The sequence below is a fragment of the Brevibacterium otitidis genome (genome assembly GCF_042429315.1).
GTDB lineage: Bacteria > Actinomycetota > Actinomycetes > Actinomycetales > Brevibacteriaceae > Brevibacterium > Brevibacterium otitidis.
Map to the genome: position 1 here is coordinate 1 of NZ_JBHMAU010000020.1, position 20027 is coordinate 20027.

Here is a 20027-nt window from a genome sequence, read left to right on the forward strand (position 1 = left end):
CCGTTCTTTGGAGTATCCGACTTTGCGTAGTCCGTCCTCGTGCTCGGCTTCGAAATACAGGGTCGTCACGTCGTACATCACCAAGCTGACATCACCGTCGCTGAGACAGTGAGCAAAGCACTTCGACGCGATCGTGTCCCGGTACTTCTTCTCCTGCGCCCGGGCCAGATGCCGATAGATCGTTGACACGTGCGGGGCCGGCACCCCGAGTTCGCTCAGCACCCGGACCGTATCGCGCTTCGAGGTCGGCTCTACCAGCCTGGCCAGCACCACCTGCTTGAACACCTCATCACCGACCACGTCGAAACCCAGGTTCGAATACGCCGCTTCCAACGTCGACCACAACACATCCGACACCGCCCCGACTGTGCGCGGCCGGCTCACCACCGGCGCAGCGTCGACAGTGTGCGCAGGCTCCAGCAGCCGCGGCTGTCTCCCGGGACCGGGCAGCAATGATTCCTGCCGCACCGGATCCTCGATCCCGAGATCGAGCACTCCCTGATCACCGACCAAGATCTCGTCGGCACGATCCATCAGCAGGCCAAGCTCAGCATCGGTATGCGCCGAGCCCACATGCTTGATCACCAGCAGTTTCCCACGGCGCTTTTCCACGACCTGGACCGCAGTCGCCCCTGACGCAGTCCGGACCTTCCTCACAAATGCCACACGATTAGTATCCCAAAAACACCATCCTNCGAGCATGTATGGCATCACACGGACCCCGCTGGCGAGGGCCGAAAGGAACTCACCGGCATGGTCGATCTCTCCTGCCACCAGCACCCGACGGCACGTCTGCTGGATCTCGTCCCGGGACGCTCAGCAACGGTGTACAAGAACGGGCTCGCCGCACGCGGGCCCAGCTTCCGCCAAGGTGTGCAGGTTGCGACGCTGGACCCGTTCCAGGGATACAAGAACGCGATCGATGACCAACTCGACGACGCCACCTGTGTGCTCGATGCTTTTCACATCGTCAAGCTCGCCACCAGCGCTGTTGATGACGTCCGCAGGCGCGTCCAGCAGCAGACACTCGGGCACCGGGGCCGGAAGGGCGATCCGCTCTACGGCATCCGCAACCTTCTACGGGCCAGACGCGAACGCCTCACCGACCGGCAGCGTACGAGACTCGAAGCGGCGTTCGCTGCGCACGAGGACCACATCAGTGTCGAAGTCGCCTACCAGTGCGCCCAGGACGTGCGTGACATGTTCCACCAGGACACTCACGCGCAAGGGCGCAGGCTGGCCACCCGCGTGATCGAGGCCTTGCCGACGTGCCCGATCCCAGAGATCGCCAGACTGGGCAGGACGCTGCGGAAATGGAAGACGACAATCCTGGCGTACTTCGATACCGGTGGTGCCAACAACGGTGGCACCGAGGCGGTCAACGGGCTCATCGAGCTCGGCAGGCGGATCGCTCGCAGGTTCCGCAACCTCGAGAACTACCGACTCCGCATGCTGCTCATCGCTGGCGGCCTGGACGCCTCACCCCACACTCAACTCTGAAGAGCCCGATTTGCCTGATGTGGTCGAGGCGTTGGCGAGCAGTTCGGTTAGATCGGGTTCATCGGTCATGGCCAGCCCTCCACGCGCGTTCGGCGGATGCGAGCCGATTATCGGGTACGCTGGTGCCGACAGTGGTGCTCGGCGTCGAGCACTCAACTTTGGCGTGTGGCAAACAGTCGTTCAGCCTATATCCGTTGATCTGTGTGCGCAGGCGCTCGAGGGCCAATCCTTCAAGCACGCAATTCCGCGAGGCGAGTCGTATGCTGCCGCGCGCAGTCGATCGCGTTCGGGCCCTGAGCTGCGGGGAGTCTGGATTTGCTGGCCCCTACGGCCGCAGCGAATTGCCGCTGTCGCTCCCGAGGTGGCGGCTGTGCCGATGCGGCATCAGCCCTGGTAGCAGCGCTGGGTTCAGAAATCTGAGCCAGCCTGTTCCACTAAGTGGCCACGCGCCTCGTGTGCAGTATGCGCGGGCTCACAGTGGGCTCAGGACCAGATCAAACATCACTCCGAGAACACCACCCCGCCGCCGATCGACACCCTAAGCAGCGACGAGTACTGAGTGCTGCTGGAGTCTGAGAACTTTGGTCGCCTCGCCGTCGCCGCCGCCGGAGAGATCGAGATCTTCCCCGTCAACTACGCAGCCTACGACGGTACCCTCTACATCCGCACCGCCGCCGGCACCAAGCTCACGGTCGTGACGATCAGCGACCGGATCACCTTCGAAGTCGACCGCATCGCCGCCCCGCCGCCCGCAGCGTTGTCATCATGGGCCGCGCCGAAGTGCTGGAATCCGTCGATGACACCGCCGCAGCCGAAGAGGCCGGGCTGCGCCTCTGGCTTGCGAGCACCAAATCCCGCTACATCCGCATCCGCCCGACCGAGGTGACCGGCCGCAGTCTGCGCTTCGGTCCCGAACCCGAGGTCGAACCCGACTTCACCTGTTGAACTAAACGATCGCTAGGACTGAGCGCACGGCCCTCCGTCCCGCCTTGCGGCCGGACAGCGAAGCAGGTTCGGCGCGGGCGACCGGACAGCACTGCGCCGTGCTCTATGCTGTTTAGCATGGTTAAAGCCCATGAGGATGAAAGCGGCGCGAGCATCGGCGGTCGTGTGCGTGCGGCTCGCACTCAGGCCGGACTGACGCTCGAGGAGCTGAGCTCGCAGATCGGCGTGAGCCCCGCGACCGTGTCCCTCATCGAGCGTGAGCGCGTCTCCGTCACCGTCGAGCGGGTCGCGAAGCTGGCCGAGGTGCTCGGCCTCGAACTCGAAGACCTCATGTACTCCAGTGAGTTCGAACCCAGCGCGGTGCGCACCGGACCCGGCGGCCACGAGCACGCCGGCGCTTCCCACCTCGTGCGCGGCACCCCCGATGCCCCGCATCCCAAGATCGTCGAGGCGATCATCGACTGCTTCGTGCGCTGGGGCTACCACGGCACCTCGATGCGGCAGATCGCCCAGGCCGGTGGGGTGAGCGTGGCTGGCGTCTACCATTACTTCTCCTCCAAGCAGCAGATGCTCGTGAGCCTCATGGACGAGACGATGGCTGAGCTCCTCGGCCGGCTCGAGGACGTCCTGACAGCAGCAGAGGGCCAGCCGGTCGAAGAGCGCTACCGGCAGGTGGTGCGCGAGCTGGCGCTGTTCCACCTGGTCGAGCGGCGCAAGGCCTTCATCGGCGCCAGCGAGATGCGCAGCGTCGAGGAGCCGGACCGCGAGCGGATCGTCGGGCTGCGCCGCGAGGTGCAGCACATGATCGACGCGCTCGCCCGCGAGGGCATCGAAGCGGGAGTCTTCGTCAATCCGGACTGGCGCTTCGCCGGCCGGGTGGTGGCGAATATGTGCACCTCGACCTCGCAGTGGTACGACCCCGAAGGGCCGGTGCCCAAGGACGCCGCCGCCGACAACCTCGCCGCCTACGCCCTGGCGATGATGCAGGTGGCCGGTCCCGGGCGATAGACTCGCAGACACGGGACTGCCGCCCGCCTCGGCCCGAGTGCAGGAGGTGCCGGCGGTCTGTTCACCTGAGCCGGACGAACCTGCACGGGCCCGGAGGCTTGTGCCTGAGGAGGAACATCTGCTGATGGCTGTCAACACCGAGCTGCAGGGTGCGAGCTACGCCCTGCCGGAGCCCTATGAGGTCTCCCGCGAGGCGATCATCGAATTCGCCCGCGCCACCGGAGCGCAGAACCGCGCCCATCGCAGCGCCGAGGTCGCCGCCGAGTTCGGCTATGCCGATGTCGTCGCCCCGCCGACCTTCGCCGTCATCCCCTCTCAGCGCGCCGAGGCTCTCTACATTTCCAGCCCGGAGGCCGGCATCGACTTCTCCCGCGTCGTCCACGGCTCCGAGCAGTTCAGCTACACCCGCCCGATCGTTGCCGGAGACCGCCTCAACGCCGTCTGCCACGTCGACGGGCTGCGCGAGGCCGGCGGTCATGCGATGATCACCACCCGCACCGAACTCACCGACGCGAACGCCGACGACGCTCCTGTGGTCACGGTGACCTCGACGATCGTCGTGCGAGGAGGAGAAGCATGAGCGAGCGCAACACCTACGAGGAGTACCGCCCAGCGGGTGCCGATCTGGCGCCGCGGCTGCGCGACCAGGAGGTCGGCCGCACCGTCGTCACCGCCCGCATCCCGCTCTCCCGCGCCGATCTCGTCGCCTATGCCGGCGCCTCGGGAGACCACAACCCGATCCACTGGAACGAGCGCTTCGCCCGCGAAGTCGGCCTCGATGACGTCATCGCCCACGGCATGCTGTCGATGGGCTCCGTGCTCGCCCGGATCACCGAATGGGCCGCCGACCCGGGTGCGATCGTCGACTGCCGCACCCGCTTCACCGCACCCGTCGTCGTCCCCGATGCCGCCACCGGCGCCCCGGACACCCCGACGGCCTACCTCGACATGGCCGCCGTCGTCGGCGCGATCGACGCCGAGGCAGGAATCGTGCGGCTGGACATCTCCGTCACCTGCGGAGAGGACACCGTGCTCGGCCGCACCCAGGTGAAGGTGCGGCTGGCGTGAGCGACGGCGCAGCCGAGGTGCGCCCGAGCATGCTGGCAGACCACACGACGATGCGGGTGGGCGGTCCGGCCGCCGATGTCACCGCCGCCAGCACGCGCGAGCAGCTGCTCGACTTCCTCACCGCCCATCCGCTCACCCGGACAGCTGCGTCCACCGCAGCCGAGGCGGGCCAGCCTGCCGAGAGGGGCCAGCCTGCCGAGGCGGGCGGCGCGCGGGGCCTGCGGCCGGACGTTCTCTTCATCGCCGGCGGCTCCAACCTCGTCATCAGCGATGAGGGATTCGCCGGTCCCGTCTGCCTCATCCGCACCCGCGGCCGCGAGTACACCGAACTCGACGGCGGCCGGGTGCGGCTGCGCGTGGCAGCAGGGGAGAACTGGGACGACTGCGTGGCCGAGACCGTCGCCCGCGGGCTCAGCGGCCTCGAAGCGCTCTCCGGCATCCCCGGCTCAGCAGGGGCGACACCGGTGCAGAACGTCGGCGCCTATGGTGCCGAAGTCGCCGACACCCTCGAGTCGGTGACCGTCTGCGACCGGCTCTCCGGCGACATCATCACCCTGCCGCGCGCCGAGCTGGAGTTCGGCTACCGCACCTCCCGGCTCAAGCGCTCGACCGCAGAGTTCGGCACCGTGCGCTTCGTCGTCCTCGACGTCAGCTTCGTCCTCACCGCCTCGGCGGAGTCCGCGCCGATCCGCTACCAGCAGCTGGCCGGTACCCTCGGCGTCGAACTCGACGCCCGTGTGCCGCTGGCCGCCGTGCGCGAGGCGGTGCTCGCCGTGCGCGCCTCCAAGGGCATGGTCCTCGACCCCGCTGATCACGACACCTGGTCGGCAGGCTCCTTCTTCACCAACCCGATCGTGCCGGTCGACACGGCCCTGCCCGAAGGCGCCCCGGAATACCCGGTCATCGACCCGCTGACCGGGATGCGCGATGAGAAGCGGAAGAAGACCTCGGCGGCCTGGCTCATCGACACCGCCGGATTCCATAAGGGCTTCGGGATCGGCGAGCAGCGCGCCCGCCTGTCGACGAAGCACACGCTGGCGCTGACGAACCGCGGTCAGGCCCGCACCGCCGATGTGCTCGAACTCGCCGCGCACATCCGCGACGGGGTGGCGGCGAGGACCGGCATCCGGCTCGAACCTGAGCCGAACCTCATCGGCTGCCGGTTCTGAGGCCCGCCTCCCAGCGGTCGATATCGGCGATTGCCGCCTGCGTGACGGCTGCCGGTGCGCGCGAGATCGCGAAGGACTGTCGCGCCAGCTCGGCGATCTCTGCTCGGGTGAGGCCCGCCTCGGCGGCGGCGACGTACTGGTCGAGCAGCCGCGAATCGAAGATGAGCGGGTCATCGGCCCCGAGCGCCAGCTGCGCGCCGGAATTGTAGAGCCGGCGCAGCGGCACCTGCGCAGGCGTGGCGTAGACGCCCAGCGACACATTCGAGCCCGGGCACACCTCCAGGCCGATGCCGGCCTCGACGATCTCAGCCAGCAGCTGCGGGTCCTCGACTGCGCGGACCCCGTGCCCGAGGCGGTCGGGCCGCAGGTGCGTGATGACCTCGCGGATGTGTTCGGGGCCGAGCAGCTCCCCGCCGTGCGGCAGTGAGGCGAGCCCGGCGCTGCGGGCGATGCGGAAGGCGTGCCGGAACTCGGCGGTGCTGCCGCGGCGCTCGTCATTGGACAGCCCGAAGCCGACGACGGTAGCTGGCCCATCGCCAGCATACTGGGCGGCCAGTCGGGCGAGGGTGCGCGCCTCGAACTGGCTGCGGGTGCGGGAGGCGGCGACGATGATCGCCAGTCCGAAGTCCGGCCCGGACTGCTGTGCCGCCTCATCGAGGACGATCTCCAGCGCCGGGGTGATGCCGCCGACATAGGGCCCGTAGGAGGTCGGGTCGATCTGCAGCTCCAGCCAGCGAGAGCCCTCGGCACGGTCCGCGGCTGCGGCCTCGGCGACGACCCGGCGCATGATCGTCTCCCCGCGCACGACGGCGCGGGCGGCGTCGTAGAGGCGCTGGAAGCGGAACCAGCCGCGCTGATCAGGGGAGAGGTTCGCCGGGGTCGAACCGACGATGCCGCGCGGCAGCCGGATGTCTGCTGCAGCAGCCAGCTCGGCCAGCGTCTCATCCGCCAGCGAGCCGGTGAAGTGCAGATGCAGGTGCGCTTTGGGAAGGGCGCGCAGATCCTCCCGGGTCAGCATGTCGACAGTCTAGTCGATGTGCGCGCGGAGGCCGCCGGCCGCGCAGGCATCGCCGCAGGTGGGAGTGTGTGCGCGGGGGACGCGGATGCGCAGCGGAGCGGGGCGCGCTCGTACAGGGGTGCGCTCGTATAATGGCGGCCATGGTCACAGCTGAGCGACGCGGACGCCGGGTGCCCCGGGCCGGACGCCGGATGCCCGCGCGCATCGTCGCCGGGTTCCGGATGCTCGCAGCCGCCTTCGGACTGTTCCTCGCCGCATTCGCACTGGCCGCGCCCTGGGCGGTGACGACCGCACACACCGAGGCGAACTTCGGGCCCCATGAGGCCTCCTATCAGATGACGACCGATGGGGCGATCACCGTCGACCTCGGGCCGATCGGCCAGCTCGTCATCCCTGCTGAGGACCGGCTGCCGGCCGGGCTCGGCGTCGAGGTCACCGTCGCAGAGATCCCCGCCCAGTCCGGTGCCAGCGCCTCCACCGTCGACGGGCTTGCCCAGGACGCCGGCGCCTATGCGAGCTTGTTCGGCGACATCGACGCGCTCGTCACGGTGGTGCGCAACGGCATCATCGCCGATGCCCTCACCCGCGCTGCGACTGTCGCGGCGATCGCGACCCTGGTGATCGGCGCTGTGCTGCTCAGTCGCCGCACCCGCCGGCAGCTGGAGGGACAGGCCGCGGATGCCGGGTCGGCTGCAGATGTCGGGTCGGCTGCCCGCCGCGATCCGGCTGATGGGCCGATGACGGCACTCGTGTGCGCACTCAGCGCGGTGCTCGTGGCGATCATCGCCGTGCCGGCCACCGGGCCCAAGACCATCACCCCGAATCCGGTGTTCGACCACACACCGCTGGCCGGCTCCGAGGTGACCGGACGCTTCTCCGGAGTCATCGACGAAGCCGCCCGCCTTGTGACCGACTACTACGACGACAACGAGACCTTCTACAACACCGCGCTCGCCAGCTTCGACGAAGCATGGGTGACGCGACCGGCCAGCCCGCGCGGCACCTCGGGCGCGGACCTGGTGCCCACACCCAACTGGGTGATCCCGCAGCCGGCGGGCGGAAAGGCTGCTGACGATCCTGGAGCGGCAGCGGAGGAGGCGACGGACGGGGCGACGACGCCCACAGCCGCGGCCGAGTCGGACGCTGGCCACGACGATGCGCAGGCCGGCGGCGTCGGCGATCCACCCGGAGTCATCACCGTGCTCATGGCCTCCGACATCCACTGCAACACCGGCATGTCCCGGGTGCTCGCCCGTGCCGCGCAGCTCGGCGGCGCCGATGTCTACCTCGACGGCGGCGACATCACGATGACCGGTACGACGGCGGAGAACATCTGCATCGACTCCGTCCACCGGGCGCTGCCCCAGGGGCTGCCGCGGGTCTTCGTCAAAGGCAACCACGATTCCGCTGACACTGCTGCGCATGCCCGCGAGCTCGGCTGGGAGGTGCTCGATGGCCGGCCGGTGACCGCAGCCGGGCTCACCTTCTTCGGCCTGCCCGACCCGCGGCGGACGGTCTTCCCCAGCGGCGATGTGCTCGAACGGGGAGAGACCGGCGCTGACTTCACCGCAGGCGTCGCGGCCGAAGCCTGCGCAGCGGAGTCCATCGACACGCTCGTCATCCACGATCCGCGGCAGGCGGCACAGGCGCTCGGGGCCGGCTGCGCCGGATTCGGTGTCTCCGGGCACTGGCACCGGCAGATCGGGCCGGAGCCCTTCGGCCCGGCGGTCCGATTCGTCAACTCCACCACCGGTGGTGCGCTCGCCAATGCTCTGACGCCTGGGCCGCTGAAGATGCCGGCGGAGTTCTCCTTCATCCGCTATGACGCCCAGAGCCGCAAGCCCATCGACATCCAGGTCGTCACCGTCGACATGGATGCGCAGGTCAGCTTCAGCCCGTGGATGCCGATCCCGCAGCCGGGACCGTGGGCGCCGCTTGCTGAGGATGTGCCGACGGAATGAGGGGTCAACGACCGGAATGAGGGGGCAGCCGCCGGTGAGCCTGCGCTGCCGGAGCACTTTCACTCCGCTCTGTCAGACACCGACCTGTAGCGCATATAGTTATATGGTCACACTGCTGAACGTTTGCATATGATGCGGCGTGCGCTGCCGGCTGCACCCCAGCCGGAACGGAACTCGTCGACAGCGTTGATGACATCAGGTTCGTCGATGATGACGGCAATGTCATCGAACAGCCGACCTACCGGGAGAACACCGTCGCCACGCTGCGGCTCGACTATTCCCTCAAGCAGGACGCCAAGAACGGCGACTGGTTCACCTACCAGCTGCCGACCAATGCACTCGCCGCGCAGGCCGTGCCGGCCTTCGACATCGTGAATCCGGGCACCGGCGAGGTCGTCGGCTGCGCCGATGTCGCCAGCTCCGGACTCGTGACCGCCGTCTTCAACGAGAATGTCGAAGGGGAGAAGGGCTTCAGCGGATCGCTGCAGTTCCGGGCCCGGACCACCATCAGGTACGAAGAGGGCCAGACGCTGTACCCCGTCGAGTTCGAGTTCGTCGGGACGGTCTACATCAGGATGCTGCCCGGGCTCGCACCGCCGCCGGCCGAACTGTTCCGCAAGGACGGCTGGCTGACGCTGCCGATCGACCACCAGTACTTCAACCCGAAGCGCGCGCTGAGCTGGCGGATCATCACGCCGAAGTACGGCGCCGATCTCCACAATGTCGTCATCGCCGATGAGTCGGAAGACGAGAAGTGGCACTTCAACTGCGACCACATCAATGCGAACCTGCTGAGCGAACGGAGCACGAGGATCTCGCCGGAGGGCTCGATCGATCGCAGCACGATCACGATGACCTGTGAAACCGAGCGGCTCGAAATCCGCATCGACACGATTCCCGCAGGCTCGACGGTGACATTCGACCCAATCATCGGCGAGATCCCGAACCTCGTCAACGGCGCATACACGAATTCCGCGAAACTCACCGCCGACGAGATCGAGGAATGGACGTCGAACTCGAAGAGCGTTGAGATCGAGGGAAGCGGCGATGGTCAGGGCACGCAGTCCCCGACCCCTTCGCCCACCGAGACCGAGGTGCCGAGCCCGTCGCCGAGCGAGTCCGAGTCTGCATCGGAAAGCCCGTCGGCCGCGCCGATGCCGACTCAGACCGATGACACTGACGGGCCGACTCAGGATCCGACGGAGAGCCCTGCGCCGGATCGCGGTTCCGACAACCCGGGCCGGACTCCGACAAGCGACTGCCGCGCACCGGTGCCGACTCGCCCCCGGCTGCCATGGGAACAGGCGCCGTCCTGCTGCTGGCAGGCGGAGCGCTGCTCATCGCCAGCCGGCGCCGGAAGGCCTGATGCGCATCGCCTCGGTCCTGGGCCGTTAGACGGATGAGACGTCGAACGTGTATGCTCGTACCTTGGCGGAAGCTGACCCGGTGATTCGGGTCTGTTTCATGTCCCGGCCGGAACCTTCCGGCCGAAGGGGTGTGGCGCAATTGGTAGCGCAACGGTCTCCAAAACCGTAGGTTGCAGGTTCGAGTCCTGTCACCCCTGCTGAACACGACGAAGCACATCAACCCCCGAGTGAGGAAGCGTGAGCGAGACACCAGCCGAGACGTCTGAGAAGCGCGGCTTCTTCGGCACCATCATCCGGTTCTTCCGCGAGGTGATCGGTGAGCTCAAGAAGGTGGTCACGCCCACCCGCAAGGAGCTCATCAACTACACGATGGTGGTCCTCGGGTTCGTCATCTTCATGATGCTTCTCGTCACCGTTCTGGATCTGCTGTTCGGAAAGCTCTCCGGCTTCATCTTCGGCGGCTCGCCGATCTGGCCTCTGTGGGGTTAGCCGGCATCAGCAGTCGCTGAGCCCACCCAGCCGCGGACTTCCGCTCCGCACACGCCAGACAACGCCCACTGCCCACAGCACAAGGAGAACAGGTGTCGGACAACACCCCGGAAACCGAGAACCTCGACGCAGTCGCTGAGTCGACTGCTGACGAGGCTGTCACTGAGGAGACTGCCAGCCAGCCGGCCGCCGCTCAGGCGCCCGAGCAGGCCCCGGCCGCTGACGCCGCCGAGGAGCATGACCCCGCCGAGGAGTTCAAGTCCGAGCTGCGGATGAAGGAAGGCGACTGGTACGTCATCCACTCCTACGCCGGCTACGAGAACCGGGTGAAGGCCAACCTCGAGAACCGCATCATCTCCCTGGACATAGAAGACTTCATCTTCGAGATCCAGGTGCCGATGGAAGACGTCATCGAGGTCAAAAACGCCCAGCGCAAGCAGGTCCGCCGCGTGCGCATTCCCGGCTACGTGCTCGTGCGCATGGACCTGACCGACGAGTCCTGGGGTGTCGTCCGCCACACCCCGGGTGTCACCGGCTTCGTCGGCAACGCCTACGATCCCATCCCGCTCACCATCGACGAAGTCTTCTCGATGCTCGCCCCGGTCTTCGAAGAGCAGCAGGCTAAGGCCGCCGCTGAGGCCGGCGAAGAGGCCAAGGCCGCCGCTGCCGGCAGCGCCTCCTACGAAGTCGAGTTCGAGGTCGGCGAATCGGTCATGGTCAAGGAGGGCTCCTTCGAGGGCCACCCGGCGACCATCCAGGAGATCCGCCCCGAATCGCAGAAGCTCACCGTCCTGCTGTCGATCTTCGAACGCGACGTTCCCGTCGAGCTCGGCTTCGACCAGGTCTCCAAGATCTGAGCCACCCCATTCCTGCGCCGGCTGCAGCCGGCACCATCCGCGCCCGAGGTGAGACCCGCCTCGGGCGCGGTGGCTTCCCAGGTGCCCCGGTGCGGATTTAACAACACCGGGCTGTTCATGGAATAATGGTGTGGTTTGCGCCTGCGACATTCATCGGAGTGCGGCGCGACACCCCCTGAGCCGACCGCACAGGGGACGACCCTCGGCAGCCGCCGGGGGGTTTCACCGAAGTATTAAGGACCGAAGAATGCCTCCCAAGAAAAAGGTAGCCGGCCTGATCAAGCTTCAGATTCAGGCAGGTGCAGCCAACCCTGCACCGCCGATCGGCCCTGCGCTTGGTCAGCACGGCGTCAACATCATGGAGTTCTGCAAGGCGTACAACGCTGCAACGGAATCCATGCGCGGCAATGTCGTGCCGGTTGAGATCACCGTCTACGAAGACCGTTCGTTCACCTTCATCACGAAGACTCCGCCGGCTGCGGAGCTCATCAAGAAGGCCGCCGGTCTGAAGTCGGGCTCGGCCACTCCGCACACCGACAAGGTCGGACACCTGACCAAGGACCAGGTGCGCGAGATCGCTGAGACGAAGATGCCGGACCTCAACGCCAACGACATCGACGCAGCGTCGAAGATCGTTGCTGGCACCGCCCGCTCGATGGGAATCACCACCGACATCGAAATGTGACAAGCGGTGCCGCAGCCGGGACAGCCCAGCTGCACAGCGGCACCGATGTCACGTGGTAGGAGCAGCGCGCTCCCCGACACCACAACTGCAAGGAGAGAAGCAGATGGCAAAGCGCTCAAAGGCCTATCAGGCCGCCGCGGAGAAGATCGCGGCTGACACATACTACGAACCGAGCCAGGCAGTGTCCCTGGCCAAGGACACCTCTGTCGCGAAGTTCGACGCCACCGTGGAGGTCGCTCTGCGCCTCGGCGTCGACCCGCGCAAGGCTGACCAGATGGTGCGCGGCACCGTCAACCTCCCGCACGGTACCGGCAAGACCGCTAAGGTCCTGGTGTTCGCAGCCGGCGACCGTGCCGAAGCAGCCCGCGAAGCAGGTGCCGATTACGTCGGCTCCGATGACCTGCTCGAGAAGGTCGCCGGCGGCTTCACCGACTTCGACGCAGCCGTCGCGACCCCGGACATGATGGGTAAGGTCGGTCGACTCGGCAAGGTGCTCGGCCCCCGCGGCCTCATGCCGAACCCCAAGACCGGCACCGTCACCATGGACGTGGCCAAGGCTGTCTCGGACATCAAGGGCGGAAAGATCGAGTTCCGCATCGACAAGCACTCGAACCTGCACTTCATCATCGGCAAGGTCTCCTTCGATGAGAAGGCACTCGAGGACAACTTCAACGCTGCGATGGACGAGGTCATGCGCCTCAAGCCGTCGTCCTCGAAGGGTCGCTACATCACCAAGGCGACCATGACGACGACGAACGGCCCGGCCATCCCGATGGACGTCGCCGCCCTGCGCTGATAACAGACTGACACTCCGGCCCCGCCGGCTCCGTGAACCTGGAGCCAGCGGGGCCGCTGTCATTGCTGGGGCAGCGAGCCGGCCCCGCCACGGGTGGTCGCATAAAATTCCAGCTATGAATACCGCTTCCGACTCGGCTTCCGCGGTTCTCGACTGCGCCTATGAAGCCTGGTCGCCGATCCTCGTGCCGGCCCTGCGCCGCGATGCCGTGTGGATCGACCCGAGCTTCGAGCTGGGGCTCGCAGCTGACTTCGAGCAGCGCCTGCGTGCAGCCGTCGCTGCTGCCGGAGCTGATGTGCGGGTGGCTGTCGGCCCGGCGCTCCAGCGCCCGCGCGGTTCCGATCTGCGTTTCGCTGAGGAGCTCTTCGGCCGGATCCTCGACGACCTCGACTCCGCTGATCCGCTCGTGTTCATATGCCTCCCTCCCGGCCGCTGGCCCGGTGTCTGGTGCTATGCCTATCGACGGCAGGGGACGAGCGGCCGGCTCGTCGGCCCCGGTGAGCTCGAGCTGCTGCGCGGCGACTTCCGCCAGGACCCCGGCCCCTTCGTCGAGTACTGTGCGGCCGCCGGCCGAGCCTGGCTGGGCGAGGGGCGCGGGTCCTGAGGTAGCTGACTACATCGACAGACGCTTCGAGCCCGGTGTTCCGGCGTTCTTCGAGCTCTACCGCGCCGGCGGCATGAACGTCCTCGTTGCCGCGACCACCTTCATCACCACCGCGGCGGCACTGGGGTGCCGAACGGGGTCGCCGGATCCCTCGGCCGGCTGCTCACTGCGGAACCGTCTACATCCCAGCTGCTCGACCCCGATGAGGACCTCACCGCTGCGCTCACAGCCCGGCAGACGATCCGCCGCCGCATCCTCGACGCCGCCGCGGTGCTCGCCAGCGCCGCGGTCACCGACATCGCAGCGCTGCGCGTGCTCGACTGGCAGCTGCCGGTGCTCGAACGCCGCGCAGCCGGGGAGCAGGCTGAACCGGTGCGGGCCTGCTTCTTCAATCCGCTGCACGCCCTGGCCAGCCGCACCGCGCAGTTCACCGGCAGGGGCGGGGGCACCCACCGTGCCGGCATGCATTCTGTGCGAACAGCAGATCGACCGCGGTGAGGACCGGGATGTGCTGCTCGTGCAGCCGGCCAGCGGCCGCCGGCGCGTACCGTACTACACCCTCGACGACGGCTATGCGCGCACCGGTTTCGGCGCCTTCGCCCCGCTCTGGTCTGACGTTCCCGAGGTGCCGGCCGCTGCTGCAGCGGCGCCCCAGACGGCGCCTCGACCGGCGGCGAAAGCGGCGCGTTCCGTCGTCCAGGCGGTGGCCGTCACCCTGGCCGGGCTCGTGGGAGCAGGCCTCGAGGCGGCAGACTCAGCTCTGGTGGCAGCGCGCTCGATCCCTGCTTTCGACGCGGCGGAGCAGAGCCGAGGCGGCTGTGCGTCTTCGACCCGACACATGGCGAGTCGACGGCCGATGTGCGCGATGCGGACCGGGCCGGCGGTGCGCGGGTGCCGGCGTGCGCTGCCTGCGCAGCCGATCTGCAGGCCGGCCGCACACCTGACTGGCTCTACGACGGAGCCCAGCCCTATGTCGAGACCGACAGCGTCTGGGCGCAGACCCTGTTCGGCACCGTCGGAGAAGACCTCGTCACGCAGCTGCAGAGACAGCAGCCCAGCACATGAGTCGGGCTGGGCTCTCAGGTGGGCTGATACGGCCGCTCGATTTGGATTCCCCGGCGGGAGTGCCCTATGCTTGTATCTGCCCAAGACCGTCGGTCTTCACAGGGAACCACATCTCACCACCGTGTGCAGCTGTGCGCCACTGTGAACGAAGACTCGCAAGAGTGGCCAGCGCAGGTATGTAGTGAATGATTGTTCCGGCGATGCCGCTGCCCAGCAGCAGGCGGAGCCCGGTTGTGCAAGCGTTCCGTGCATCCTGCGCGGGACGCTTTTGCGCGTCTGATGCACCGACATGTACGAAAGGAATACCATGGCGAGGCCTGACAAGGCAGCCGCAGTAGCCGAACTCAAGGAACTCTTTGAGAACGCTCCTGCTGCAGTGCTGACCGAGTACCGCGGTCTCACCGTGGCGCAGCTGAAGGAGCTGCGCCGTGGTCTCGGTGAGAACGCCTCCTACGCCGTGGTAAAGAATACGCTGACCGCTATCGCGGCTAAGGAAGCCGGCATCGAAGCGCTCGAGGGACAGCTCAAGGGCCCCTCGGCCATCGCCTTCGTCACCGGTGAACCCTCCGAAGCCGCCAAGGTCCTGCGTGACTTTGCCAAGGCGAATCCGCAGCTGGTCATCAAGGGTGGATACCTCGAAGGTAACGCCATGACCGCTGAGGACATCACGAAGCTCGCCGACCTCGAATCCCGTGAGGTGCTGCTGGCCAAGGCCGCCGGTGCCATGAAGGCAAGCCTGTGCAACGCTGCCTACATGTTCACCGCTCCGCTGGTCAAGGCTGCACGCACGGTCGACGCTCTGCGCGAAAAGCAGGGCGGCGACGCGGCTGCCGAGGACGCCTGAGTTTCACCCAGACCCACAGACAATCCATTCACGGCTGAATCACCAGCCACGTACGGAAGGACATAGCCACCATGGCTAAGCTCACCCCCGAAGAGCTCATCGAAGCGTTCAAGGAGCTCTCCCTCATCGAACTGTCGGACTTCGTCAAGAAGTTCGAGGAGACCTTCGAGGTCGAGGCAGCCGCTCCGGTTGCTGCTGTTGCCGCTCCTGCTGCCGGCGCTGCCGGCGGTGGCGACGCCGCTGCTGAAGAGAAGAGCGAGTTCGACGTCGTTCTCGAGTCGGCCGGCGACAAGAAGGTTCCGGTCATCAAGGAGGTCCGCGGCCTGACCTCGCTCGGACTGAAGGAAGCCAAGGACCTCGTCGACAACGCCCCGAAGGCTGTCCTCGAAGGTGTCGACAAGGAGACCGCCGAGAAGGCCAAGGAAGCCCTCGAGGGCGCAGGCGCAACCGTCTCGCTCAAGTGATCTTCCTCCCGGCTGCACCGCGCATCTGCGCAGCGCAGTCCGGGATCACGCCGACTGCCCCGCTGCATCATGCAGCGGGGCAGTTGTCATTCAGGGTGCAGCGTTCGAGCCCAGCGCAGCGCAGCGACTGTGCTCAGGATTCGCTCGGCAGCTCCGCGTCGTCGTGCAGATCCGCGCAGGCCTCCTCCCACGCAGCGGCAAGGGCGACGGCATCGGCGCGCGCCCTGCTCAGCGCAGCGCCGTCGCGTGCAGTGTTGAGGGGTGTGCCTTCGGCAGCCCATTCGCTCAGCGCGCGCTCGGTGAGTGCCGCGGGCAGCCGCCCGGCGCTGTTCGTCACCCGCCACCACGGCACATTCGCACCCCATGTGCTCATGACCCGGCCGACGAGCCGAGCCGGGGTGCCGACGAGCTCTGCGAGCATGCCATAGTTCGCGACCCGGCCGGCGGGGATGCATTCGGCAGCGCGCAGCACCTTCTCAACGAGCAGATCATCCACGTCAGCGCGGCCCGTTCACAGGCGGATGCTGCGGCGGCTGCCATTTCCGTTCCCGAGGCGGTGGGGGAGACCCAGCGCCGGGGCCGGGTGGCGGCGCAGGACGCTGGGGTTCCGGACGCTGTGGTGCCGGACGCCTCGGGGGCGGTGGTCCGGCAGGTCCCGGCTGCCGGTGAGGTCCCGGTGGCGGCATGAAGCCCTGGGGCGGTCGCGGCGGCGGCGGTCCCTGCGGTGGGCTGGTCGGTGCGCGGTCCTTCGGCTTGCGCAGCAGCTGCCAGATGACGACGCCGATGATGAATACGGCGATGATGACGAGTGCCAGCCACATGAGATCGCGCAGGAACCACACAACACCCGCGCTGACCCCGACCAGTCCCCACCACAGCGCCCAGCCGCACACCAGCACTGCACCTGCGACGAGAAGCGCGGCATGGTCGATGAGGAACAGCAGCGAGTAGCCGGCATGGTCGGCGGTGAATGCGGCGACGACTCCCGTGATGGAGATGAGTGCCATCGGGATGACGGTGCGCAGCTCAACGCGGACGAACCGCGCGGCGGCGCCGCTGGCGGCGGGCTGGCTGCGCGCATAGATGATCGCCCAGATGATCGTGGCCGCCAGCAGCACATGCAGCGGTACGACCAGGCGCAGCTGCCAGATGCCGCTGAGCGCGATCATCCCGCCCAGGGCACCCAGATAGGTGGCGGCCTCGGCGGTGATGTGCCGGCCCAGCCGATGCGGAATGCGTTGGGCCATGAGCACCAGCATGAACGCCGGCATCATGAGGGTGACGCCAGCGATGAGCATCGTCAGAGAGTTGAGGGCAGAGGCATCAGCATCGACGAAGAATGTGGTGACGAACGCCCACAGCATCGCGATGAACGCAGCGACAAGCGGCGTCAGCGACCAGCGGGAGAACCCGGCGAACAGGATGCGGGTGCCCGGCCGCCGGTCGCGGGTGACGGACATGACCCAGTACAGCGCATAGGCCGCCATCCAGACGCCCCATGCAGCCAGCAGGAACCTGAGTGCGGCGCCGGTGACCATGAGCCCCGTGAGACTCACCAGCCCGAAGTAGAAGGCGAAGAAGCCGAACAGCTGCGCTTCCGGAATGCGTGACATGAACGCATGGGCAAAAGCGATGCCGGCCAGGACGATGAACGCAATGCCGGCGAGGGCCTCTGAATTGTGCGCATTGACGATGATGCCGAAACTGCTCATGCAGAACAGTGCAGCACCCGCGACGCTCAACGGCAGCAGCCGCAGCTCGGTCCCTCTGATCGGTGACGGCTGCCGGGCCGCGAGCGCGGATGCGATCCAGTGCCCAAGCACCAGGATCACAACAGGGAGCGGCAGCAGTGCCGTCGAGGCGAGATAGGTCGGGAGATCGGCCGTAGCGGACCAGTAGACGAACGGCAGAACCAGCAGACCAGCCAGGGTCGCGCCCGCCAGGATGCTCGTGGCGATGATGGTATACCGGGCACGCCAGCGCCGGCCGCCGCGCAGCAGCTGAATCTGCACGATCGACAGCCCTGCGATCGCCGTCGCCATGATGATGGCGCTGCAGGTGAAGCCGACCGTCGACGCCAGCTTGGATTCCAGACCGAGCGCTTTCCACGTGTCATCGATGAAGAAGCCGAAGGCCAGCGCTACGGGCAGCGTGCCGACGAGCAGCAGCGCATTGCGCGCCCACCAGGCACCCAAACCGAGAACAGGAACGACGGTGACGACGATGATGCCGCTGAGCGGGGAGTCGACCATGTGGGCTGCCACCGGGGCATTGGCCAGCAGCAGGACGGATGCTGCCGGCAGGAACACCGGCATGCTGGCTCTGAGCAGCCGCAGCCGCCGGCCCCACCGCGAAGTGATGGCAGAGTTCAGTCCGACAAAGGCGATGAGCAGCAGCGCCGTCCACGCGAACGCAGCAGATGCGGCGACGCTCCCTGGCACGCGGTCGGCCAGCCGCGCGCCCTCAGGACCGGCGAGCATCACCTGCTGGAGGCTGTACGTCCCGAGGTGGGCGGCCACCGCCAGCGCTGCACCGAGCGGGAGCATGAGATCGGCGCGCAGTGCGGTGAAGACACCCGCCGCAACAGCGACCACCCCCGCCGTCACAACGATGACGAGGGCGAGGATGCTGCCGCCATCGGCTTCGCGGCTGAAGGCGAAGACGATGCCGATGGCCAGCAGCAGACCACCGGCCAGCTGCAGCACCACCGTCGAAGCAGTCATGCTGCGCCTGTTCGCGGCCGCACCGGTGCGGCCGCGCAACCCGAGTTCGGCGACGAAGACCGCGCCGATGAGGAAGGCGGCCGCAGAGGTCAGCGGCCGGCTCCAGAAGGGAGTCAGACCGATGAGCTCCTGGATGGCCAGCCCGTTGACGACCAGCAGCAGTGCGAGCGCGAAGCTCAGCCGCGCACCGACACCGCGCACCGCCGAGCGGCGCAGCAGCGCGCCTGCGAGGAAGTGCACGCCGAGAGCGGCGAACAGGATGCCCCAGTCCAGCCGGCTAGGGAACGGCTGGATGAACAGTGCCCCGAGGACGGCGAGCGGGGCGAGCGCATCACCGAGGATGATCTGCGGGCGGATGAACTTCTTCGCCAGGCGCTTGCGCAGCAGCACCGCCAGCAGCGTCAGGGGCGCGGTGGTGAGGATGAGGACGACGAAGTACCACACGACCGGTGCCGGCGTCAGCGCCGCTGCCGACATCGTCAGCGAGAACGCGAAGGCCACGCTCAGCCACGTCACCAGCTGCGACCGTAGCGCGACCGCCGCACCCACATAGGCGATCACTCCGGCCAGAGAGGAGATGAACCACGCCAGTGATCCGGACGTCAGCTCCCAGCCGCCGAGCCCGATGCCGGCGATCGGGATGATCGCCAGGCTGATCGCCGTCAGCGCGATGCCGACCGGGCGCAGCTTGGCCACCAGCGTGCAGAGGATGAGGCCGGTTGCATAGAACAGCACGGCCACCACCCACAGGCTCACGGCCTTGATGACGACGGAGCTGGCGGCGGTGACGAAGACGATCGCCGCGGTGACCATGAGCAGGGCCGCGACCCCGAGGAGGATGTTGAGGTACAGCCCCGTCTGGTCCGTCGGCGGGACGGCGGGCCGTCCGGGGCCGGGAGGAGCGGCCGGGCCCGAGGTGGCTGCCAGCTGTCCGGGACGCCGCGCCGGCTGGTTCGGGCGGCGCATCGGGTCATCGGCTGGGTAGGGCAGCATGCCTCCGGGCTGCGGTGGCCCGGGGGTGCGCATGGGTGGGCCCGGCGGCGCACCTCGGCCGCGCGGGGGAGGGGCCGGCCGGCTGGGGTGCGGGTGCGCAGTCGGCAGCGCGGTCAGCGGCTTAGCCGAGCGGGCCCGGATGGCCGTCCAGCCGACAAGCCAGGACACCCCTGCATGTGCCACGAGCAGCAGAGTGACCAGCAGGGACAGCAGATGCATGCCTGACGCAGCCGACATATCGACACCAGTCTCACTTTCAGCAGGTTCCATCTTCAGACTAACGAACGCTGCAGCCCGATCGGCAGTTATCCACAGCACCGGCCGGCGACATGCGGCAGGTTCCTCCCGCCTCGGCTGTGGAAGCGTCCTAGATGATTGATTCCAAGGGTTCAGTGGTCGTACGCGGTCAGTGACCGGAGTACCGGCTGTCCGGTCTTCTGGTTGTGCCAGATCGCAGTAGTCAGCGCGAGG

General features: G+C 67.5%; 19 protein-coding genes, 1 tRNA gene and 3 pseudogenes. 19 read left to right on the forward strand and 4 right to left on the reverse strand.

Features of this window, described 5'->3' with window-relative positions; translation table 11 throughout:
• Positions 1-612: pseudogene (locus tag ACFFN1_RS02050) on the reverse strand (IS1634 family transposase); the annotation flags it as partial.
• An 84-nt stretch (positions 613-696) separates the two neighbouring features.
• On the opposite strand from ACFFN1_RS02050, the pseudogene ACFFN1_RS02055 reads away from it, so the two are divergent.
• The 7 genes and pseudogenes from ACFFN1_RS02055 to ACFFN1_RS02085 all read left to right on the forward strand — a co-directional run.
• A pseudogene (locus ACFFN1_RS02055) lies at positions 697-1500 on the forward strand (ISL3 family transposase); the annotation flags it as partial.
• A 559-nt stretch (positions 1501-2059) separates the two neighbouring features.
• A pseudogene (locus ACFFN1_RS02060) lies at positions 2060-2233 on the forward strand (pyridoxamine 5'-phosphate oxidase family protein); the annotation flags it as partial.
• A gap of 32 nt (positions 2234-2265) precedes the next feature.
• On the forward strand, positions 2266-2445 hold the full coding sequence (locus ACFFN1_RS02065) for a hypothetical protein (RefSeq protein ID WP_376838163.1): 180 nt from the start codon (positions 2266-2268) through the stop codon (positions 2443-2445).
• A gap of 117 nt (positions 2446-2562) precedes the next feature.
• A complete protein-coding gene (locus ACFFN1_RS02070) occupies positions 2563-3453 on the forward strand; it encodes a TetR-type transcription factor C-terminal domain-containing protein (RefSeq protein ID WP_376838127.1) in 891 nt (296 codons plus the stop codon).
• A gap of 124 nt (positions 3454-3577) precedes the next feature.
• Complete coding sequence (locus tag ACFFN1_RS02075; protein WP_376838128.1) at positions 3578-4033, forward strand: FAS1-like dehydratase domain-containing protein; 456 nt, start codon at positions 3578-3580, stop codon at positions 4031-4033.
• Positions 4030-4521 carry a MaoC/PaaZ C-terminal domain-containing protein gene (locus ACFFN1_RS02080; RefSeq protein WP_376838130.1) on the forward strand — a complete coding sequence of 164 codons (492 nt, stop codon included), beginning with the start codon at positions 4030-4032 and terminating at the stop codon, positions 4519-4521. The genes ACFFN1_RS02075 and ACFFN1_RS02080 overlap by 4 nt, the downstream gene beginning before the upstream one ends.
• On the forward strand, positions 4518-5690 hold the full coding sequence (locus tag ACFFN1_RS02085; RefSeq protein ID WP_376838132.1) for a UDP-N-acetylmuramate dehydrogenase: 1173 nt from the start codon (positions 4518-4520) through the stop codon (positions 5688-5690). The genes ACFFN1_RS02080 and ACFFN1_RS02085 overlap by 4 nt, the downstream gene beginning before the upstream one ends.
• Here the strand turns inward: ACFFN1_RS02085 and ACFFN1_RS02090 are convergent.
• The gene (locus ACFFN1_RS02090) at positions 5671-6708 is read right to left on the reverse strand and encodes an adenosine deaminase (protein ID WP_376838134.1); all 1038 of its coding nucleotides are present in this window, start codon (positions 6706-6708) and stop codon (positions 5671-5673) included. The genes ACFFN1_RS02085 and ACFFN1_RS02090 overlap by 20 nt on opposite strands.
• Before the next feature lie 140 nt (positions 6709-6848).
• On the opposite strand from ACFFN1_RS02090, the gene ACFFN1_RS02095 reads away from it, so the two are divergent.
• From ACFFN1_RS02095 to rplL, 12 genes are all read left to right on the forward strand, one after another.
• Positions 6849-8669, forward strand: coding sequence for a metallophosphoesterase family protein (locus ACFFN1_RS02095; protein ID WP_376838137.1), 1821 nt, complete (start codon positions 6849-6851; stop codon positions 8667-8669).
• A gap of 263 nt (positions 8670-8932) precedes the next feature.
• Complete coding sequence (locus ACFFN1_RS16850) at positions 8933-10072, forward strand: Ig-like domain-containing protein (protein ID WP_446680468.1); 1140 nt, start codon at positions 8933-8935, stop codon at positions 10070-10072.
• An 88-nt stretch (positions 10073-10160) separates the two neighbouring features.
• Positions 10161-10233: transfer RNA gene (locus ACFFN1_RS02110), tRNA-Trp, on the forward strand.
• 40 nt (positions 10234-10273) lie between these two features.
• On the forward strand, positions 10274-10525 hold the full coding sequence (gene secE, locus ACFFN1_RS02115; RefSeq protein WP_376838139.1) for a preprotein translocase subunit SecE: 252 nt from the start codon (positions 10274-10276) through the stop codon (positions 10523-10525).
• A 92-nt stretch (positions 10526-10617) separates the two neighbouring features.
• A complete protein-coding gene (gene nusG, locus ACFFN1_RS02120) occupies positions 10618-11382 on the forward strand; it encodes a transcription termination/antitermination protein NusG (protein ID WP_376838141.1) in 765 nt (254 codons plus the stop codon).
• A gap of 247 nt (positions 11383-11629) precedes the next feature.
• Positions 11630-12067, forward strand: a complete 438-nt coding sequence (gene rplK, locus ACFFN1_RS02125) for a 50S ribosomal protein L11 (RefSeq protein ID WP_376838143.1) — start codon at positions 11630-11632, stop codon at positions 12065-12067.
• 103 nt (positions 12068-12170) lie between these two features.
• Entirely contained in the window at positions 12171-12863 is a 693-nt protein-coding gene (gene rplA / locus ACFFN1_RS02130) for a 50S ribosomal protein L1 (protein WP_376838145.1), read from the forward strand.
• 115 nt (positions 12864-12978) lie between these two features.
• Positions 12979-13467, forward strand: coding sequence for a hypothetical protein (locus ACFFN1_RS02135; RefSeq protein WP_376838146.1), 489 nt, complete (start codon positions 12979-12981; stop codon positions 13465-13467).
• A 126-nt stretch (positions 13468-13593) separates the two neighbouring features.
• Complete coding sequence (locus ACFFN1_RS02140) at positions 13594-13965, forward strand: hypothetical protein (protein ID WP_376838148.1); 372 nt, start codon at positions 13594-13596, stop codon at positions 13963-13965.
• Between the two features lie 360 nt (positions 13966-14325).
• The gene (locus ACFFN1_RS02145) at positions 14326-14532 is read left to right on the forward strand and encodes a hypothetical protein (protein WP_376838150.1); all 207 of its coding nucleotides are present in this window, start codon (positions 14326-14328) and stop codon (positions 14530-14532) included.
• Positions 14533-14839: 307 nt separating this feature from the next.
• The gene (gene rplJ / locus ACFFN1_RS02150; RefSeq protein WP_376838152.1) at positions 14840-15376 is read left to right on the forward strand and encodes a 50S ribosomal protein L10; all 537 of its coding nucleotides are present in this window, start codon (positions 14840-14842) and stop codon (positions 15374-15376) included.
• 71 nt (positions 15377-15447) lie between these two features.
• Complete coding sequence (rplL, locus tag ACFFN1_RS02155) at positions 15448-15840, forward strand: 50S ribosomal protein L7/L12 (protein ID WP_376838154.1); 393 nt, start codon at positions 15448-15450, stop codon at positions 15838-15840.
• Positions 15841-15973: 133 nt separating this feature from the next.
• Here rplL and ACFFN1_RS02160 read toward each other — a convergent pair whose 3' ends face one another.
• Both ACFFN1_RS02160 and ACFFN1_RS02165 read right to left on the reverse strand, forming a co-directional pair.
• A complete protein-coding gene (locus ACFFN1_RS02160) occupies positions 15974-16336 on the reverse strand; it encodes an MGMT family protein (RefSeq protein WP_376838156.1) in 363 nt (120 codons plus the stop codon).
• 1 nt (position 16337) lies between these two features.
• On the reverse strand, positions 16338-19793 hold the full coding sequence (locus ACFFN1_RS02165; protein WP_376838158.1) for a hypothetical protein: 3456 nt from the start codon (positions 19791-19793) through the stop codon (positions 16338-16340).
• Between the last annotated feature and the right edge of the window lie 234 nt (positions 19794-20027).

Excerpts from the sequence above, each read along its gene's own strand:
- rplJ (WP_376838152.1), top strand. The coding sequence starts at position 14,840 with ATGGCGAGGCCTGACAAGGCAGCCGCAGTAGCCGAACTCAAGGAACTC.
- ACFFN1_RS02065 (WP_376838163.1), top strand. The coding sequence starts at position 2,266 with ATGGGCCGCGCCGAAGTGCTGGAATCCGTCGATGACACCGCCGCAGCC.
- ACFFN1_RS02075 (WP_376838128.1), top strand. The coding sequence starts at position 3,578 with ATGGCTGTCAACACCGAGCTGCAGGGTGCGAGCTACGCCCTGCCGGAG.
- ACFFN1_RS02090 (WP_376838134.1), bottom strand. The coding sequence starts at position 6,708 with ATGCTGACCCGGGAGGATCTGCGCGCCCTTCCCAAAGCGCACCTGCAT.
- rplA (WP_376838145.1), top strand. The coding sequence starts at position 12,171 with ATGGCAAAGCGCTCAAAGGCCTATCAGGCCGCCGCGGAGAAGATCGCG.
- ACFFN1_RS02135 (WP_376838146.1), top strand. The coding sequence starts at position 12,979 with ATGAATACCGCTTCCGACTCGGCTTCCGCGGTTCTCGACTGCGCCTAT.
- ACFFN1_RS02095 (WP_376838137.1), top strand. The coding sequence starts at position 6,849 with ATGGTCACAGCTGAGCGACGCGGACGCCGGGTGCCCCGGGCCGGACGC.
- ACFFN1_RS02165 (WP_376838158.1), bottom strand. The coding sequence starts at position 19,793 with ATGTCGGCTGCGTCAGGCATGCATCTGCTGTCCCTGCTGGTCACTCTG.
- ACFFN1_RS02080 (WP_376838130.1), top strand. The coding sequence starts at position 4,030 with ATGAGCGAGCGCAACACCTACGAGGAGTACCGCCCAGCGGGTGCCGAT.
- ACFFN1_RS02070 (WP_376838127.1), top strand. The coding sequence starts at position 2,563 with ATGGTTAAAGCCCATGAGGATGAAAGCGGCGCGAGCATCGGCGGTCGT.
- rplK (WP_376838143.1), top strand. The coding sequence starts at position 11,630 with ATGCCTCCCAAGAAAAAGGTAGCCGGCCTGATCAAGCTTCAGATTCAG.
- rplL (WP_376838154.1), top strand. The coding sequence starts at position 15,448 with ATGGCTAAGCTCACCCCCGAAGAGCTCATCGAAGCGTTCAAGGAGCTC.